Here is a 17,787-nt window from a genome sequence, read left to right as displayed (position 1 = left end):
CCAACAGGAGAAACGCCTATGTCCTTAACCGTGAAAGAGATGATGGAAGCCGCGAACGCCGCTGTTGAACGGATAGATATGGCCCGCGCGGCCGAGGTTCTGGGGCAGGGTGGTTTACTACTGGACGTACGTGATGGGGCTGAATTGATGAAAACGGGTCGGGCTGCAGGCGCGCATCACATCTCAAGGGGGATGTTGGAGTTTCATGCCGACGATGCGTTGCAATCTCATGACCCCGAGCTGCGTAAGGATCGTCCCATTGTTCTGTATTGCGCAGCCGGAGGGCGCGCGGCGCTGGCGGGCAAGTTGTTAAAGGATATGGGATACGCGCAGGTTTATAACCTGGGTGGTTTCAAAGACTGGGTTGAAGGTGGCGGCGACGTCGCGGGCTCCTGAAGCGAATGACTTGAAGCTGAATGTTAAAGGATCGACGCGGTAGCAGCCGCGCCGGTCGCTTTTGCGGACTTTCTCCTAAGCGTTCAGGAAGGCCCGAACCGAAGCCTCGAATTCACGCGGTTTTTCGGCGTGCAACCAATGTCCCGCACCGGGTATTTTGGCGAAGCGCGCAGTTGGAAACAGCGCCCGGATCGCGGGGCGGTATTCGGGCAGCACATAGTCAGATTCAGCCCCGGACAAAAACAGGGTCGGCTTGTCCCATGTGCCTGTCAGCTCGGGAAAGCCCATGATTGTCGGCATCTCGGCAGACAGAGTATCCAGATTCAGCAACCACCGTTGACCCTTGATGTCCAGCGACTGTGTGAAAAAGCTCTGTAAGGCTTTCTCGACACCTTGTTCGGCCAGTTGCTGTTCGGCATCTGACCGACGCGTGACAGATGACAGGTCAACGGCGCGCATTGCCTCGATGAACTGGATCTGGCTATGCGTATAAGTAACGGGCGCGATGTCAGCGACCACCAGCTTGCGCAGCTTCTCGCCATGCAGCAAGGCCAGCGTCATGGCCGCCTTGCCGCCCATCGAATGACCGAGCACATCCGCCTGTCCACCAAAATGATCAATCACCTCTGCCAGGTCATCGGCCATGCTCGGGTAGTCATGTTGTGTCGTCCACTTACTGTTGGAGTGGTTTCTCATGTCGACGGCCACGACCTGTCGCTCATCAGACAGTCTGCGTGCAATGACACCCCAGTTTCGACCCGAGCCATATAGCCCATGGGCAATCAGCAAAGGCGGGTTTGAAGTCGGTTCACCATGGATGATAGTGTTCAGCATGTCCGTGTGATACCTGTCGTGCCGACAAACAGCCAGCCCCATTGTGGCGCGTGTCCGGCCCGGATACAGTGCCGCGGCAGGAGGCCCCGATATGGCGCAAAACCCCGACATCCAAACTCAAATCGCGCAGACCGTGCAGTTGTTGCGCGACAAGTTGGGTGTGCAGGACAAGACTCTGACGGCCTCGGTCAGAAAAGCCAAACGTCAACTGCCCCGGCGCATATACAAACAGGCGCTGCTTTTGGCGGATGCCGAGCAGATGGCGGCCCATCCCAAGCTGAGGCTGGTGCTGGACACGCCCAAACTGGCCCGCGCGTCAGATGAGGTGCAGGATCATCTGACCGGCATAAATCTGGCCGACCGCAGGCTGGGCTGGTTTCTGGGAATGCTGGGTGGGTTGGCTTTCAACTTGTTGGCCCTGTCGGTTCTGCTGCTTGTGTTTCTGCGGTGGCAGGGCTTCATATGAAAAACGGCGCCGCTGGGGCGCCGTTCAACTTTTTGATATCCTGACACTTTACAGGTTCGGATAAATCGGGAAGCGCGCGCACAGTTCGGCCACTTCGGCCTTGACCTTGGCTTCGACCGCGCCGTTACCTTCTTCGCCATTAGCGGCCAGACCGTCGACCACTTCGATGATCCAATCCGCGATCTGGCGGAACTCGACCTCACCAAACCCACGAGTGGTTCCTGCAGGCGAGCCCAGGCGAATGCCCGACGTGATGGTTGGCTTTTCGGGGTCGAATGGAACGCCGTTCTTGTTGCAGGTGATGTGCGCACGACCCAAGGCTTTCTCGGTCGCGTTGCCCTTTACGCCTTTGGGGCGCAGGTCGACCAGAACCACATGGGTGTCGGTGCCGTGGGTGACCGTGTCCAGACCGCCTTTGATCAGCTGGTCCGACAGCGCCTGCGCGTTGGTCACGACCTGTTGGATGTAGGTTTTGAACTCGGGTCGCAGCGCCTCACCAAAGGCGACAGCTTTACCAGCGATGACGTGCATCAGCGGGCCGCCCTGAATGCCGGGGAAGATGGCCGAGTTCACTTTCTTGGCGATCGCCTCGTCATTGGTCAGGATCATGCCACCGCGGGGACCGCGCAGGGTCTTGTGGGTGGTGGTGGTGGCCACATGCGCATGCGGGAAGGGACTCGGATGCTCGCCTGCTGCAACCAGACCGGCAAAGTGCGCCATATCCACGTGCAGGTAAGCGCCGACCATATCGGCAATCTCGCGCATGCGGGCAAAGTCGATCTGGCGCGGGATGGCCGAGCCACCTGCGATGATCAGCTTGGGCTGGTGCTCTTTCGCCAGCGCCTCGACCTGATCATAGTCCAGCATGTTGTCCTGCTGGCGCACGCCGTATTGAACAGCCTTGAACCACTTGCCGGACTGGTTGGGGGCTGCGCCATGGGTCAGGTGGCCACCTGCGTCCAGGCTCATGCCCAGAATGGTGTCGCCGGGCTGGATCAGCGCCTGGAACACACCCTGGTTGGCTTGGCTGCCCGAGTTCGGCTGAACGTTGGCAAATCCGCAGCCAAACAGTTCTTTGGCGCGATCGATGGCCAGATTTTCGGCGACATCAACGAACTGGCAACCGCCATAATAACGACGACCCGGATAGCCTTCGGCATATTTGTTGGTCATCACCGAACCCTGCGCTTCCATCACCGCGGCAGACACGATGTTCTCGGATGCGATCAGTTCGATCTCGTCGCGCTGACGTCCCAGCTCGGATGTAATCGAGCCGAACAGCTCGGGATCACGGTCAGCGAGGGATTGGGTGAAAAATCCGGTATCACGAAGATTGGCGTTCATGGGGGCTCCACATACTGGGGGGTAATTTGCGGATTTCCTATCGGAAACTGGCCAGCGGCAAAAGGCTTAAAGCGACGATTTGGCCAACTGCGGCGTCAAGACTGGCCTATCGGGGAAAGGTATGGTTGTTTCGGAACCAAATGTGCAGCACCGGAAACCGCAACAGATGATTCAGAGAATCGCTTTTCTTGCCAGCGACGCGAAAGTGGCGCAAACCGCGCGCGACACGCTGGTCAGGCGTTATGGCAACGCAGCGCCGCGTGATGCCGATGTGGTCGTTGCGCTGGGCGGCGATGGCTTCATGCTGCACACGCTGCACAACATGCAGCATCTGGATACACCTGTTTACGGCATGAACCGTGGCACCATCGGATTTCTGATGAACGAGTTCCATGAGACTGACCTGATGGAACGCCTTGATGTAGCGATAGAAGAGGTCATCAATCCACTGGCCATGCGCGCGATGGACCAGTCCGGCAAGATGCATGAGGCGCTTGCGATCAACGAGGTATCGCTGCTGCGGGCCGGTCCGCAGGCCGCACGCCTCAAGATCAGTGTGGACGGACGGGTTCGCATGGACGAGTTGGTCTGTGACGGGGCGCTGTTGTCCACGCCTGCGGGGTCCACGGCCTATAATTACTCGGCCCATGGTCCGATTCTGCCGATTGGGTCCGATGTTCTGGCCCTGACCGCGATCGCCGCGTTTCGCCCGCGCAGGTGGCGGGGCGCTTTGTTGCCCAAGATCGCCAAGGTTCGGTTTGATGTGCTGGACGCGGATAAACGCCCGGTCATGGCGGACGCCGATTCTATCTCGTTCCCGGATATCGACTGGGTCGAGATCAGGTCCGAGCCTTCGATCCAGCATCGCATCCTTTTCGACCCCGGTCATGGGCTGGAAGAGCGGCTGATCTCGGAGCAATTCACCTGATTTTGCGTGCTGTTGGCAATTTTCTCACTCTTGTGTGAACCAGTTCACAGGAGATTGATTAACCATGGATTAATGTGAACTTACCCGGAGACACATCAACGGCGGGAGTGAGTGGCCGCCAACGGTGTTTTCGAAATGAACGCGCAGTTTTCGCGCTGGCAAGGGTAGGTGGTGCTACGCTTGTTATCGGATCTCCGGGCATATTTTAGAAAGTGGGCCCCGGGTACAAAACCCCGGGGTCAATTTCTTTTGGCAGGGGTCAGTTGACCTGATCCATCTTTTCCCACAGCGGTAGGCACATCTGTCCCACACGTGCTTCGATCGCGGCGGCGGCATCTACGGCCATATCCTCGCGCCAGCGCGCTGCAGCAATCTGGACGTTTATCGGTTGTGGCCCGTTTGGTAGATCGGCCAGACGCGCTGGAACACTGGCGGCGGGAAGGCCAAGGAAATTCATCGCGTAGGAATAGACCGCGCAGCCCAGAACTTCGTGGACGCCTTCGGGGCCTTCGGTGTCACGGTCGGGGCCGAAAAAGGGTTGCGGCAGAAACGGTGACAGAATCAGCGGATAATCCAGCATGAATAATGCCCATTCCCGCGCATACTGTGTTCGCTTGGCCAACATTCCGATCAACTCGGTTCCGGTGATGGGCGGAAATTCCTGGAAGTATACTTCAAAGATATCGCGGATGGTTTGCGATCCGGCGGCCTCGATATCTGTTTTCAACAAGGTCAGAACTTCACCCATCAACGCGCGATACCCACCGCGCCCGCATTCGAACACGTCGGGTGTGTTCACCTCTTGCACGTCATACCCCGCGTCCATCAGCGCGTCACGGGCGGTGTCCAGCGCTTTGTCGACCTCGGGGTGTAAATCATAGCCGTAGGTGTTCTTGGTAAAGGCAACCTTGATGGGCCCGTCGGTCTTATCCCCGCGCCACGACACGGCAACATGAAACGGATCGCGGGGATCAGCCGCGATCAGGCTGGGCATCGACAGGTGCAAATCCGCAGCCGAACGGGTGATCAGCCCTTGCACTGACATGGATTGCGCCAGCAAGCCACGCTCAACCTTTTGACTTGGGTTAAACGCGGGTACGCGGCCCAGACCTGGCTTCACGGTCACCGCGCCGTTGGCGGCCGCTGGAAACCGCAGGCTGCCGCCGATATCATTGCCATGCGCCAAGGCCCCGATCCCCGCCATCACCGCCGCACCGGCACCACCCGAAGATCCACCCGGCGAGATATGCCGCCCCCACGGGTTATACGTGCGGCCGTGCAGGTCGTTATCCGTGTCGGCACGAAACGAGAATTCGGGTGTATTGGTACGGCCGATCACAATAGCACCTGCGTTTTGCAGATTTCTGACGACCGGGGCATCATCGGGTGCAATCACATCCTTTAAAGCAACGACGCCGTTCGTGGTTGCATGCCCTCTTTGATCGACGTTGATCTTTATGGTGACAGGCACGCCGTGCAGTGGGCCGGGTTCCGCGCCCCCGGCGACTGCATTGTCCAGTTCACGCGCATGGCTGACGGCCTCGGTACTAAGGTCTTCGACGACGGCATTGAGGTCGGGATTGACCTGATGCAACCTGTCGATCGAGGATTTTATAGCGTCTTCCGTGCTGATCTCGCCCTTGCGGGTCAGGTTCGTCAGGTCGGTGGCGTTCAGACGCCATAAGTCACGTATTGTCATGGGGCCTCACTGTCTTAGTCAGACTGTAGAGGCCCCAAGGCGGGTTGCAAGGGCAGGGGTGCAGCAGCGCTGCACTGTGCTCTATTTCTGGGCGTAGCCGAGTGTTTTCAGGGCGTCTGTGATCTCGTCCAGAATGGCCGGATCGTCGATGGTTGCGGGCGTTTTGTAGTCCTTGCTGTCGGCAATCGACACCATCGTCCCGCGCAAGATCTTGCCCGACCGCGTCTTGGGCAGGCGATCCACCACAACAGCCTGTTTGAAGGCTGCGACTGGGCCGATCTTGTCGCGTACCAGCTTAACCACATCCTGCACGACCTCACCGTGGTCACGATCACAACCTGCATTCAGGCAAAGGAAGCCAACCGGCATCTGGCCCTTCAACTGATCGGTTACGCCGATCACGGCGCATTCCGCTACGTCGGGGTGAGAGGCCAGAACCTCTTCCATACCGCCAGTAGACAGGCGGTGACCCGCGACGTTGATCACGTCATCGGTGCGGGCCATGATGTATAGGTACCCGTCCTCATCGATCATGCCCGCGTCGCCGGTTTCATAGTAGCCGGGGAAATGCTCAAGATATGCGCTTTTGAACCGTTCTTCAGCATTCCACAGTGTTGGCAAAGTGCCGGGGGGAAGGGGAAGCTTTACTGCGATTGCGCCCAGCTCTCCGGCTTTCATGGGGTGGCCGCCTTCGTCCAGGATCTGCACGTCATAACCAGGCATAGGCTTGGCGGGTGACCCAAGTTTGATCGGCAGTTCCTCGATCCCAAGCGGATTTCCTGCGATGGGCCAGCCGGTTTCAGTTTGCCACCAATGATCGATCACCGGCACTTTCAGTGCATCCTGCGCCCAGACGATCGTGTCCGGGTCAGCCCGCTCACCGGCCAGGTAAAGCGCGCCCAAGTGGGACATATCGTAATTGTTGATCAGTTCACCTTGCGGGTCCTCGCGTTTGACCGCACGGATCGCTGTTGGTGCGGTGAAAAAGCTTTTGACCTTGTGTTCGGAAATAACACGCCAGAACGTGCCGGCGTCGGGTGTGCCCACCGGCTTGCCTTCGAACACGATCGTGGTGTTTCCGTGGATCAAAGGCGCGTAACAAATGTAAGAGTGACCCACGACCCATCCCACGTCGGATGCTGCCCAGAACACGTCACCGGGGTCCACATTGTAGATATTCTTCATCGTCCAGTTCAGCGCCACCAAATGGCCTGCGGTGGGGCGAACGACACCTTTGGGCGCACCTGTCGTGCCCGAGGTGTAGAGGATATAGGCCGGGTCGTTGCCGGCGACCGGAACACACTCGGCCGGTTCGACACCGTATTGGAAGCCATGCCAGTTGAAGTCGCGACCTTCAATCAGTTGTGCAACCTCTTGCTCGCGTTGGAAAATAACGCAGAAATCGGGTTTGTGCTCGGCCAAATCGATGGCCCCGTCCAATAGGGGTTTGTAGTGGACAACGCGCCCGGGCTCCATCCCGCACGAGGCGGCGATGATTGCTTTGGGCTTCGCATCGTCGATCCGAACAGCCAACTCGTTGCTGGCAAAGCCTCCAAACACCACCGAATGTACGGCCCCAAGACGGGCGCAGGCCAGCATGGCCTCCAACGCTTCGGGGATCATCGGCATGTAGATAATAACCCGGTCGCCTTTTTCCACGCCCTTGGCCCGCAATGCACCGGCCAGCATCGCGACGCGATTGCGCAGCTCGACATACGAGATCTCGCGCTTGGTGTGGGTGATAGGGCTGTCGTAGATTATTGCCGTCTGCTCGGCGCGGCCGTTTTCCACGTGGCGATCCACGGCGTTCCAGCATGTGTTGACTTGGGCGTCCGAGAACCATTCGTAGATCGGAGCGTTGTCGTCGAACAGGGCTTTGGTCGGTGGACGCACCCAGTCGATGCTTTTGGCGGCCTCCATCCAAAATTCCTCTGGGTTGGATTTCCAGCTGTCGAAAACGTCCTGGTAAGCCACGATAATCTCCTCCGATAGTTCAGTGCGCTTTGTGTAAAGTGGCCGAAGGGTAACGGACAAGCGACGCTTAAGTCGGAGCGTCACTTTATCGCAAAATATTTGCATATCTTTGGAAGTAGAGGTGCAAATTTTTGCAAATGCACTTTTTGGGCGCAGTAAGGTGGGTATCGTGGGGAATTTTTGCAAAGTTGCAAAGAGGGCTGAGCAAACAAGTCTCAGAATCATACCGGGCGCCTTAGCTGGCGCCCGGTTCGAATTATTGACAGATCAGGTTACACGACTACCCGTAGTGGGTAACGGGCGTACCCGCTATTGCGGCCATGTTCAGCAACCCACGCGCGGTGATTGATGGCGTCACGATATGCGCCTTGTTGCCCATCCCCATCAGGATCGGCCCAACCTCCAGCCCGTCCGCCTTCATTTTCAGAATGTTTCGCACGCCGCTGGCCGCGTCGGAATGCGCGAAGATCAACACATTCGCTGCACCCTCCATGCGGGAATTCGGGAAGATGCGCGAGCGCAGCTCGGGGTCCAGCGCAAGGTCAAGATTCATCTCGCCCTCATAGGTAAAGTCACGTGGCTCCGAGTCCAGAATATCCAGCGCCGCCCGCAGACGTTTGCCTGACCCTTCCGCCTGATTGCCAAACTGGGATTGCGAGCAAAAGGCGATTTTGGGTTCAAGCCCAAAGCGGCGCACGTGACGCGCTGCCCCGATTGTGCTTTCGGCCAGTTCCTCGGGGGAGGGCAGTTGCCGAACATGGGTGTCAGCAATAAACAACGGCCCGTCTTCCAGGATCATCAGCGACAGCGCGCCGTGCGGACGTAAGTCTCCGTCGCTCAAAATTTGTTGCACATAGTTCAAGTGCCAGCGGTACTCGCCAAAGGTTCCGCAGATCATACTGTCTGCATCGCCCCGATGCACGGCAATCGAGGCAATAGCAGTGTTGTTGGTCCGCATGATCGCCTTGGCCAGATCAGGCGTAACGCCACGGCGCTGCATCAGTCCGTGATATGTATTCCAATAATCATAATAGCGCGGGTCGTCTTGCGGGTTTACGATCTGGAAATCCTCACCCGGCCGGACGGTCAGACCCAGCCTTTCGCATCGGGCATCGATTACATCGGGACGACCGATCAGAATCGGGGTCTCGGTGGTTTCTTCCAAAATAGCTTGGGCTGCGCGCAGGACGCGTTCGTCTTCACCCTCGGCAAAGACGATCTTGCGGGACGCGGCCGAGGCGGCCTCGAAAACCGGTCGCATGATCAGCGCCGATTTGAAAACGGTTTGGTTGAGCTGTTCTTTATACGCTTCGATATCGGCAATCGGGCGTTTGGCCACACCGCTCGCCATAGCGGCCTTGGCCACTGAGGATGACACCACGCCCACAAGGCGCGGGTCAAAGGGTTTGGGGATCAGATAGTCGGGACCGAAGGTCAGTTGTTCACCCTTATAGGCGGCTGCGGCCTCGGCACTGGTGGTGGCGCGGGCCATTTCGGCGATACCGTCGACACAGGCGATCTGCATCTCATCGTTGATCTCGGTTGCGCCAACATCCAGCGCGCCGCGGAAGATGAAGGGAAAGCACAGGACGTTGTTCACCTGATTGGGAAAGTCGCTGCGGCCCGTGGCGATGATTGCATCCGGCGCAACCTCGCGCGCGGCATCGGGCAGAATTTCCGGGTTCGGGTTGGCCAGCGCAAAGATGATCGGGCGGCTGGCCATTTTCGCGACCATATCGGGCTTGAGCACATTCGGCCCGCTTAGGCCAAGGAACAGGTCCGCATCCCCTATCACGTCATCCAGCGTGCGCAGATCGGATTTCTGTGCGAACTGGTCCTTGTGCGGATTCATATCCTCGGCGCGGCCTTCGTAGACCAGACCGTGAATATCGCACAGCCAGATATTCTCGCGCTTGACGCCTAGCTTGACCAGCATGGACAGGCAGGCAATCCCCGCCGCCCCGCCGCCGGTCGAGACGACTTTGATGTCTTCGAACGATTTGCCGGCAACGTGCAGCGCGTTCTTGGCGGCCGCCCCCACAACGATGGCAGTGCCGTGCTGGTCGTCGTGAAAAACGGGGATATTCATCCGCTCGCGGCAGATTTTCTCGACGACGAAGCAGTCGGGGGCTTTGATGTCTTCTAGGTTGATCGCACCAAAAGTGGGCTCTAACGCGCAGACGATATCAGCCAGCTTTTCGGGATCGGGCTGATCGACCTCGATATCGAAACAGTCGATATTAGCGAATTTCTTGAACAGAACGGCCTTGCCTTCCATCACTGGTTTTGAGGCCAGCGCACCGATGTTGCCCAGTCCCAAAACCGCCGTCCCGTTTGAGACCACCGCCACAAGGTTGCCGCGCGCCGTATAAAGCTCGGCATTTTGGGGGTCGGCCTTAATTTCAAGGCTCGCTTCGGCCACGCCGGGTGAGTAGGCGCGCGCCAAGTCGCGACCGTTGGCCATCGGCTTAGTGGCTTTGATCTCTAGCTTTCCGGGCTTTGGGTGGGCGTGGTAGTCAAGCGCGGCCTGCCGCAGGCTGGGGGTGTCAGACATTGGCGATTTATCTCCGTTCCGAAATTTGATTGACCGTTAAACCATTTTTTCCGGCTTGGCTACGTTACGTCATTTTGCAGCATGTTTTCGGCGACATGAGCGCGTGAGTTGCATTTCAATTCAAAGTAACTAGTTTCGAGCATCTTCGAAAACCTGTCTTTCAGACGCAAGAACAAAGGCCAGACATGAGCTTTAATGAGGATCTCCGGACTGCTTCCAAAGGGCATATTTACTTTGGGCTTCCTGCTGCTCTGGCCGCAATGGCGCTTGTGTTGGTCGTTATCTCTATCTGGCCGGAACAGGCATCGCGTTTCAACCAAGAGGGCGGCTTGATCGAGACTGGCTCGGCTTTTGCTTTGCTGGCGGCGGGCTTTGCAGCGTTTTACCGCTTTCCCGGCGTCAAGCGCCTGTACATCGGCGTCGTGTGTCTTCTGTTGGCCGAGCGCGAGCTTGAAGCGGATGTCTACTCGGTTGGAACCTTTCCTCATACGATCCTCAGTGGTTTGGACGTGATGCTGGACATGACTGCCGTGCGCATAGTGCTGGCGGTGATCGTGTTGGGTGGGTTGATCTGGCACGGTGTCCCGACGGGTTGGCGTGCTTTGAAGGCACGCGCGCCGTTTTTGCTGGTGTTTTTCCTGGCGGGGATGTCGGCAGTGGTCGCGCAACTGCTGGAAGAGGTGTCCGGGATGATGGGCGCGGATATGTCTCAGACCATGATACTGCGCCTGTTTGTGCTGGAAGAAACGCTTGAGATGTTCTTTTCGATTGGCATTCTGGCCGCTGTTCTGATCGGATGGCCGAAAGCCAAGATCGAAGAGACAGTGAATGACCAACAACCAGACCAAAGCTGAGATTCGTCTGCCCACGCGGGAGCTGCGCGACGATATCCCCTTTTTTACCAAGGTGCTGGGGATGCGGATGGATATGATCTATCCCGCCGATGACCCTCGGGTGGCGGTGTTTTCCGGCCACGGGCTGCGGCTGCGGATTGAAAAGGACGCGCCGGAAAGCCCCGGCACGTTGCGCATCCTGACCGATGACCCCGACAGCTTTGCCGACGGACAGCGCAGCCTAGTGGCCCCGAACGGAACAAAGGTCGAGATTGATGAGCTGAATCCGCCCATGGTCATGCCGGACACGGTGCATTCTTTCGTTGTGCGCAGGCTCAAGGATCAGGCCCCGTGGATCATTGGTCGCGCCGGGATGCACTATCGTGATCTGGTGCCCGACCGGCTGGGCGGGTCCATCATTGCTAGCCATATCCGCATTCCCGACGGTGGACCGGTGCCGGACATGGTGCATTTCCACAAGGTCGGATTCCAACTGATCTTCTGCATCCACGGCTGGGTGGATGTGGTCTACGAGGATCAGGGCGACAAGATGCGCCTGACTGCTGGCGATTGCTTTATCCAACCGCCCGAAATCCGTCACCGCGTGCTTGAGGCCTCGGACAATGTGCAGGTGATCGAGATCGGGGTGCCTGCCGAGCACGTCACAGAGATTGATCACGATATGGACCTACCCACCCCGCACTACCGCCCCGATCGTGAATGGCAGGGGCAGAAGTTCGTCTTCAATCAGGCCGAGGGCGCGGATTGGGTGCCGTTCCGCCTGCCGGGCTATATCTGCCGCGACACCACGATTGCGGAAAACACCAAGGGCGTGGCCGGGGTGCAGGTCGTGCGCAAAGGGCAGGGTGATCCGCAATGGGCTGCCCATGACACAGATATCCATTTTACCTTTGTCATGAACGGCGCGGTCACATTAGAAGGTGAAGGGCGCGAGCCATACCCGCTGGAACAAGGGGACGCGTTTGTGATCCCTCCGGGGATGCGGACGCGCCTGTCGGACCCGTCGGATGATGTGGAACTGCTTGAGGTGACGCTGCCGGGCACGTTCAACACACGGCTGGGGTAAGAATTGCGGCGCGCGGGGCTTCACCTTGGCGCGCCGTTTCACTAGAACAGTATTTTTCTGACCAGATGATCAAAAATCGGGGAATCGCCATGAGCCTGAAAGACGCAGCCCTCTTAGTTCGCGAAAACGCCTATGCGCCCTATTCGAACTTCAAGGTCGGGGCGGCGGTCCGATCTGCCTCGGGCGTGATTTATTCCGGATGCAATGTCGAAAACGTGGCCTATCCCGAAGGCACCTGCGCTGAAGCAGGGGCGATTGCCGCCATGGTCGCCGCAGGCGAGCAGGAACTGACCGAGGTTTATGTGGTTGCCTCATCGCCTCAGCCCGTGCCGCCCTGCGGGGGGTGCCGTCAGAAACTGGCTGAGTTCGGCAAGCGCGAGGTCAAGGTGACACTGGCATCGGTCGAAGGGTCTGAGATGGAAACCACCATTGGCGATCTGCTGCCGGGGGCCTTTGGCGCCTCGCATATGGAGTGAGCCATGGACGCCCGTTCGATCATTGCCAAACTGCGCCGGGGTCAGGTGCCCACGGCCGAGGAACTGCGCTGGTTCGCGCAAGGTCTGGCTGATGGTGGCGTCAGTGATGCGCAGGCTGGGGCTTTTGCGATGGCCGTCTGTATGGGCGGTCTGGGCGCGCAGGGCCGCGCTGACCTGACGGTTGCAATGCGCGACAGCGGCGACGTTCTGACATGGGACGTGGATGGCCCGGTGATCGACAAGCACTCGACCGGAGGGGTGGGGGACAGTGTCAGTCTGGTGCTTGCACCTGCACTGGCTGAGATGGGGGCCTATGTCCCGATGATCTCGGGTCGTGGGTTGGGCCATACCGGTGGGACGCTGGACAAGCTCGAGTCGATTCCGGGCGTGACCACTCAGATCAGCGAAGATCGTCTGGCGCAGATTTTGCGCGAAACCGGCGCGGCCATCGTTGGCGCAACGGGGCAGATCGCCCCTGCGGACAAGCGGCTCTATGCAATCCGCGATGTGACGGCGACGGTGGAAAGCCTCGACCTGATCACCGCGTCGATCCTGTCCAAGAAGCTGGCCGCCAGCCCGGATGCACTGGTGCTGGACGTCAAGGTGGGCAGCGGCGCGTTCATGAAAACCCACGAGGATGCGCGCAATCTGGCACAGGCCCTGACCCAGACCGCGAATGCCGCGGGATGCCGCACCTCGGCGGTGATCACGGATATGAACCAACCTCTGGCACCGGCGCTGGGCAACGCGTTAGAGATCTGCGAGGTCATGAAAGCCATGACCGGCGGGCGCAATACGCCCTTGGCCGAAATCTCGGCCGAGTTGGGCGGCGTGCTGCTGGTGGATGCCGGGATGTGCGCAACCTTGGATGAGGGGCGCGAGAAACTGGCCGAAATTATCCGCTCTGGCCGCGCGGCCGAAAGGTTCGGGCGCATGATGGCCGCCGTCGGCGCGCCACTGCATTTCGTCGACAACTGGTCGCGGTACTTGCCCGAGGCCAGCGTGATTCTTGAAGTTCCTGCGCCAAGCACGGGCTATGTCACTGCGATGGATGGCGAAGCGTTGGGACTGGCCGTCGTTGCGCTGGGCGGCGGGCGGCAAGTTGAAAGCGACGTGATCGACCCCGCCGTGGGGATTTCCAATATCGTCCGACTGGGCGACAAGCTGGACAAAGGTACGCCGTTGGCCGTGATCCACGCCGCGCGCGAGGACGCGGCGCAACAGGCGGCGCAAGCCGTCTTGCAAGCGATCAGCCTCGGGCCGGACAGCCCCTCGCTGCCGGGGATCGTGCATGAAAGGATCACCGCATGACCCGCGCGTTTCTGGTCGTGATGGACTCGGTCGGCATCGGCGGCGCGCCGGATGCGGATCAATTTTTTAACGGCACGGTGCCCGATACGGGGGCCAACACGCTGGCCCATATCGCGCAGGCCTGCGCTGAGGGGCGGGCCGAGGATGGGCGCTCGGGCCCGCTGCATTTGTCTCATCTGGATGCGTTGGGGCTGGGGGCGGCGACCCGTTTGGCCTCGGGCGCAGACACGCCGGGGCTGCGGGCGGAACCGACCGGCCTGTGGGGCTGCGCGCGGGAACATTCGCCGGGTAAGGACACGCCCTCGGGCCATTGGGAACTGGCCGGGCTGCCGGTGTCTTGGGACTGGCACTATTTCCCGGATACGCAGCCAGCCTTTCCCGCCGACCTCAGCCGGGCCGCCGCCGAGGCTGCAGGAACCGACGGCATATTGGGCGATTGCCACGCCTCGGGTACGGCGATCATTGCAGACCTGGGCGCCGAACATCTGCGCACCGGCTGGCCAATCTGCTATACCTCGGCTGACAGCGTGTTCCAGATCGCCGCGCATGAGGAGCATTTCGGCCTAGACCGATTGCTGGAAATGTGCCGAACTCTGGCCCCGCGCTTGCACGAGATGAAAGTGGGCCGGGTCATCGCGCGACCATTCGTGGGAACGCCGGAACAGGGCTTCACCCGCACCACCAACCGCAAGGATTTCGCCATCCTGCCGCCTGCGCCGGTTCTGACCAACTGGGCGCAGGATTCCGGGCGGCGCGTGCATGCGGTCGGCAAGATCGGTGATATCTTCTCGATGCAGGGGATCGACACGCTGCGCAAAGGCTCGGACGCCGAGCTGATGCGTCACCTCTCCGATCTGGTCGATGAGGCGGAAGAGGGCAGCCTGATCTTCGCCAATTTCGTGGAGTTCGACAGCCTGTACGGCCACCGCCGCGACATCAGCGGCTATGCAAGCGCGCTGGAATGGTTCGACCGTGAGATCGGCGCAATCATCGCCCGTCTGCGGCCCGGAGACTTGATGCTGCTCACCGCCGACCACGGCAATGACCCCAGCTGGATCGGCACCGACCATACGCGCGAACAGGTGCCCGTTCTGATCGCCGGGCGAGGCGCGGGCCAGATCGGCGCGGTGAATTTCACCGATATTGCGGCTAGCATCGCACACCACCTGAACATCCCGGCGCAGGGGCCGGGGCGGAGTTTTCTATGAGCGTCGCAGACCTTCCCAAAATCGAATTGCACCTGCACCACGAAGGCGCGGCCCCGCCCGCCTTTATCCGGCAGTTGGCCCATGAAAAGCGCATCGACCTGAGCGGGATTTTCAAACCCGACGGCAGCTATGATTTCCGCGATTTCGCCCATTTCCTCAGCGTGTATGAGGCCGCCTGCGAAGTGCTGAAATCGCCCGAGGATTTCCGCCGCCTGACACTGGCCATCCTCGAAGAAAGCGCGGCGAACGGAGTGGTTTATTCGGAAACCTTCCTCAGCCCCGATTTCTGCGGCGGCGGAGACCTACACGCCTGGCGCGACTACCTGACCGCCATCCAGGACGCGGCGGATGAGGCCGAGCGCAAATACGACATCACCCTGCGTGGGGTCGTGACCTGTGTGCGCCATTTCGGTCCTGAAAAAGCAAAGCTCAGCGCCCATTGTGCAGCGGAAACCGTTGGTGATTGGATCACCGGCTTTGGCATGGGCGGGAACGAGGCTATGGGAGCTCAGGGGGACTATAAGTGGTCTTTTGACTGCGCCCGCGAGGCTGGTCTGCGCCTGACCACGCATGCCGGAGAGTTTGGTGGCCCCGAAAGCGTGCGTGATGCTATTCGAGACTTGCGTGTGGAACGTGTGGGCCACGGCGTACGCGCCGCCGAAGACCCAGACCTGATCCGCGAGATTGTGGACCGCGACATCACGCTTGAGGTCTGCCCCGGCTCGAACGTGGTACTGGGGCTTTTCCCCGATTTCGCCGCGCATCCAATTGCCAAATTGCGCGATGCGGGTGTGAAGGTCACAATTTCCACGGACGATCCGCCGTTTTTCCACACCACAATGCGGCGTGAATATGAGATGTTGAGCAAGGCGTTCGGCTGGGATGCTGAAGTTTTTGCCGCGCTGAACGAAACCGCACTGAACGCGGCTTTTTGCGATGAAGAGACCCGCGCGCGGGTCAAGACAAGACTGGAGAGAATATGAGCGAACACCTGACCGTCGTTGACCACCCGCTGGTGCAGCACAAACTGACGCTCATGCGGGACAAGGGCACCTCGACCGCCAGCTTCAGGCAGTTGCTGCGCGAGATCACTCAACTGCTTGCCTATGAGGTCACGCGTGAGATGCCGCTGACCACCCGCCATATCGAAACTCCGATGGAGGAGATGGACGCCCCCATCCTGGCTGGTAAGAAGCTGGCGCTGGTGTCGATCCTGCGGGCCGGAAACGGGATGCTGGATGGGGTGCTGGAGCTGGTGCCCTCGGCCCGCGTGGGTTTTGTCGGCCTCTACCGCGATGAGGAAACGCTGAAACCCGTTCAGTACTATTTCAAAGCGCCCGAGGGGCTGAAAGACCGTCTGGTCATCGCGGTTGATCCGATGCTGGCCACCGGTAACAGTTCGGCCGCGGCGATTGATCTGCTGAAAGAGGCGGGTGCCACCGATATCCGATTCCTGTGCCTGCTGGCTGCCCCCGAAGGCGTTGCGCGGATGAAAGAGGCGCATCCGGACGTGCACATCGTAACGGCGTCACTGGACCGAGAGCTGAATTCCAAAGGCTATATCATGCCCGGCCTCGGCGACGCGGGCGACCGGATGTTCGGTACCAAGTAAGTCGGATCATCCGCCGCAGATATTCTGCAGCCGGACCCAATCGCGGTCCGGCAGGACCTGCTGTTGGGGACGTCCTGCCATTGGGTCAGCCTCGATCAGGCCTAACACCGTTTCACCGGTTACATCCTTGGCATAGGCAAAAGGTGTCGAGGGCAGAGCGGCTTGGGCAAAGACCTCCAGAAGGTCATCATCCGGCAGGGAAGGGCGGGGCTCTGACAGGACCTCTTCGGTATAGGCATCCACGATGTCTGGGGTCAGTTCGCCGGTTGTCAGCAGTCTAAAGGCAGTGCCTGCTCCGGTGCGGTTCAGCAGATCCTCAAGTGGATCCTGCGCCTGCGTTCGTGCGCGTTCTGCAATGATGTACCCGGCGGCAACCGAGGGATCCTCGTGATCTTCGACTAGCGCCCGGTTTAACAACACGATCCCGCCCGGCAGGCTGAGACTGCTTTGCACGCCCGCCGGAAGGATGACGACTTCGCGTACACCTGTGCGTGCGGCCAGTTGATGTAACGCCTCTTGCGCATCTTCGGACGTGCAGGCCCGCCCCGATACTCGCTCGATCCGGTCAAGGATTGCACCACCGATATCATGCCGTTTGATCTCGGGAACAACCGAGACCACGTGGTTCTGAAGCGCAACCGGAACCCAAAGCAAAAGCAAGGCCAGAACAGCGACAATGACACCCGCCACGCTGAGCCACCGCAAACGCCCGGGATGCGGGCGCGCGCGGTCGATGGCGCGTTGCAAACGGTCTATCGCCTCGATCATGGTGGTTTCGGTTTCTTCCAGCTCCAGCGTCTCGTCCGGGTCGCCATCGGGGTTGAAGACCGCCGGATAACCACCCGGATTCTGCCGTTCCAGCGCCGCCAGGGACCAATGTGTCAGCGCCTTGTCATTGAAATCCGAGATTGTCAGTGTGGCTTCGCCGATGGAAACCACTACCTCGCGCCGTTGAACGTCGGGCGAAGGACGCCACAGACCGGTGGCCTCGATCCGTTGGTACTGTTTCAGGGCCGTCATCACGGTGAGAACTGCTCATTATTGATTGAGGTCAGTTTAGCACGC

Annotated in this window: 16 protein-coding genes; 10 read left to right on the top strand and 6 right to left on the bottom strand. The window is 59.7% G+C overall.

The window, feature by feature from the left end; translation table 11 throughout:
* Positions 1 to 18 precede the first annotated feature (18 nt).
* Positions 19 to 396 (top strand): rhodanese-like domain-containing protein, encoded by a 378-nt coding sequence (locus tag AC2TAD_RS03825; protein ID WP_480866046.1) that lies wholly within the window; start codon positions 19 to 21, stop codon positions 394 to 396.
* A 75-nt stretch (positions 397 to 471) separates the two neighbouring features.
* Here AC2TAD_RS03825 and AC2TAD_RS03820 read toward each other — a convergent pair whose 3' ends face one another.
* Positions 472 to 1,230, bottom strand: a complete 759-nt coding sequence (locus AC2TAD_RS03820) for an alpha/beta fold hydrolase (protein ID WP_480866044.1) — start codon at positions 1,228 to 1,230, stop codon at positions 472 to 474.
* A 91-nt stretch (positions 1,231 to 1,321) separates the two neighbouring features.
* Between AC2TAD_RS03820 and AC2TAD_RS03815 the strand changes: the two genes are divergently transcribed.
* Entirely contained in the window at positions 1,322 to 1,696 is a 375-nt protein-coding gene (locus AC2TAD_RS03815) for a hypothetical protein (RefSeq protein WP_480866043.1), read from the top strand.
* A gap of 48 nt (positions 1,697 to 1,744) precedes the next feature.
* Here the strand turns inward: AC2TAD_RS03815 and glyA are convergent, their stop codons facing one another.
* The gene (gene glyA, locus AC2TAD_RS03810) at positions 1,745 to 3,040 is read right to left on the bottom strand and encodes a serine hydroxymethyltransferase (protein ID WP_170354725.1); all 1,296 of its coding nucleotides are present in this window, start codon (positions 3,038 to 3,040) and stop codon (positions 1,745 to 1,747) included.
* Positions 3,041 to 3,206: 166 nt separating this feature from the next.
* Here glyA and AC2TAD_RS03805 point away from each other — a divergent pair, with 166 nt between their 5' ends.
* A complete protein-coding gene (locus AC2TAD_RS03805; RefSeq protein WP_234899338.1) occupies positions 3,207 to 3,968 on the top strand; it encodes an NAD kinase in 762 nt (253 codons plus the stop codon).
* 259 nt (positions 3,969 to 4,227) lie between these two features.
* Here the strand turns inward: AC2TAD_RS03805 and AC2TAD_RS03800 are convergent, their stop codons facing one another.
* The 3 genes from AC2TAD_RS03800 to AC2TAD_RS03790 all read right to left on the bottom strand — a co-directional run bounded on the left by AC2TAD_RS03800 (position 4,228) and on the right by AC2TAD_RS03790 (position 10,195).
* Complete coding sequence (locus tag AC2TAD_RS03800) at positions 4,228 to 5,667, bottom strand: amidase family protein (protein WP_480866041.1); 1,440 nt, start codon at positions 5,665 to 5,667, stop codon at positions 4,228 to 4,230.
* An 81-nt stretch (positions 5,668 to 5,748) separates the two neighbouring features.
* Positions 5,749 to 7,641 (bottom strand): propionate-CoA ligase PrpE, encoded by a 1,893-nt coding sequence (gene prpE, locus AC2TAD_RS03795; protein ID WP_170724390.1) that lies wholly within the window; start codon positions 7,639 to 7,641, stop codon positions 5,749 to 5,751.
* Between the two features lie 280 nt (positions 7,642 to 7,921).
* Positions 7,922 to 10,195: an NADP-dependent malic enzyme gene (locus AC2TAD_RS03790; RefSeq protein WP_480866039.1), complete on the bottom strand. Its 2,274-nt coding sequence runs from the start codon at positions 10,193 to 10,195 to the stop codon at positions 7,922 to 7,924.
* Positions 10,196 to 10,380: 185 nt separating this feature from the next.
* On the opposite strand from AC2TAD_RS03790, the gene AC2TAD_RS03785 reads away from it, so the two are divergent.
* From AC2TAD_RS03785 to upp, 7 genes are all read left to right on the top strand, one after another.
* Positions 10,381 to 11,049 (top strand): hypothetical protein, encoded by a 669-nt coding sequence (locus AC2TAD_RS03785; RefSeq protein WP_480866037.1) that lies wholly within the window; start codon positions 10,381 to 10,383, stop codon positions 11,047 to 11,049.
* Positions 11,024 to 12,115 (top strand): cupin domain-containing protein, encoded by a 1,092-nt coding sequence (locus AC2TAD_RS03780; protein ID WP_480866035.1) that lies wholly within the window; start codon positions 11,024 to 11,026, stop codon positions 12,113 to 12,115. Before AC2TAD_RS03785 ends, AC2TAD_RS03780 begins: the two co-directional genes overlap by 26 nt.
* 89 nt (positions 12,116 to 12,204) lie before the next feature.
* The gene (locus AC2TAD_RS03775) at positions 12,205 to 12,591 is read left to right on the top strand and encodes a cytidine deaminase (RefSeq protein ID WP_480866033.1); all 387 of its coding nucleotides are present in this window, start codon (positions 12,205 to 12,207) and stop codon (positions 12,589 to 12,591) included.
* Between the two features lie 3 nt (positions 12,592 to 12,594).
* Complete coding sequence (locus AC2TAD_RS03770) at positions 12,595 to 13,902, top strand: thymidine phosphorylase (protein WP_480866031.1); 1,308 nt, start codon at positions 12,595 to 12,597, stop codon at positions 13,900 to 13,902.
* Entirely contained in the window at positions 13,899 to 15,110 is a 1,212-nt protein-coding gene (locus AC2TAD_RS03765) for a phosphopentomutase (RefSeq protein ID WP_480866029.1), read from the top strand. The genes AC2TAD_RS03770 and AC2TAD_RS03765 overlap by 4 nt, the downstream gene beginning before the upstream one ends.
* Positions 15,107 to 16,093 carry an adenosine deaminase gene (locus tag AC2TAD_RS03760; protein WP_480866027.1) on the top strand — a complete coding sequence of 329 codons (987 nt, stop codon included), beginning with the start codon at positions 15,107 to 15,109 and terminating at the stop codon, positions 16,091 to 16,093. Before AC2TAD_RS03765 ends, AC2TAD_RS03760 begins: the two co-directional genes overlap by 4 nt.
* Positions 16,090 to 16,722: a uracil phosphoribosyltransferase gene (gene upp / locus AC2TAD_RS03755; protein ID WP_170354714.1), complete on the top strand. Its 633-nt coding sequence runs from the start codon at positions 16,090 to 16,092 to the stop codon at positions 16,720 to 16,722. Before AC2TAD_RS03760 ends, upp begins: the two co-directional genes overlap by 4 nt.
* Before the next feature lie 6 nt (positions 16,723 to 16,728).
* On the opposite strand, the gene AC2TAD_RS03750 is transcribed toward upp, so the two are convergent.
* On the bottom strand, positions 16,729 to 17,742 hold the full coding sequence (locus AC2TAD_RS03750; protein WP_480866025.1) for a hypothetical protein: 1,014 nt from the start codon (positions 17,740 to 17,742) through the stop codon (positions 16,729 to 16,731).
* Between the last annotated feature and the right edge of the window lie 45 nt (positions 17,743 to 17,787).

It is taken from the genome of Ruegeria sp. HKCCD7628 (genome assembly GCF_057221005.1).
The sequence above is the reverse complement of the archived record's forward strand: the minus strand, read 5'-3'. Positions and strand labels throughout refer to the sequence as shown.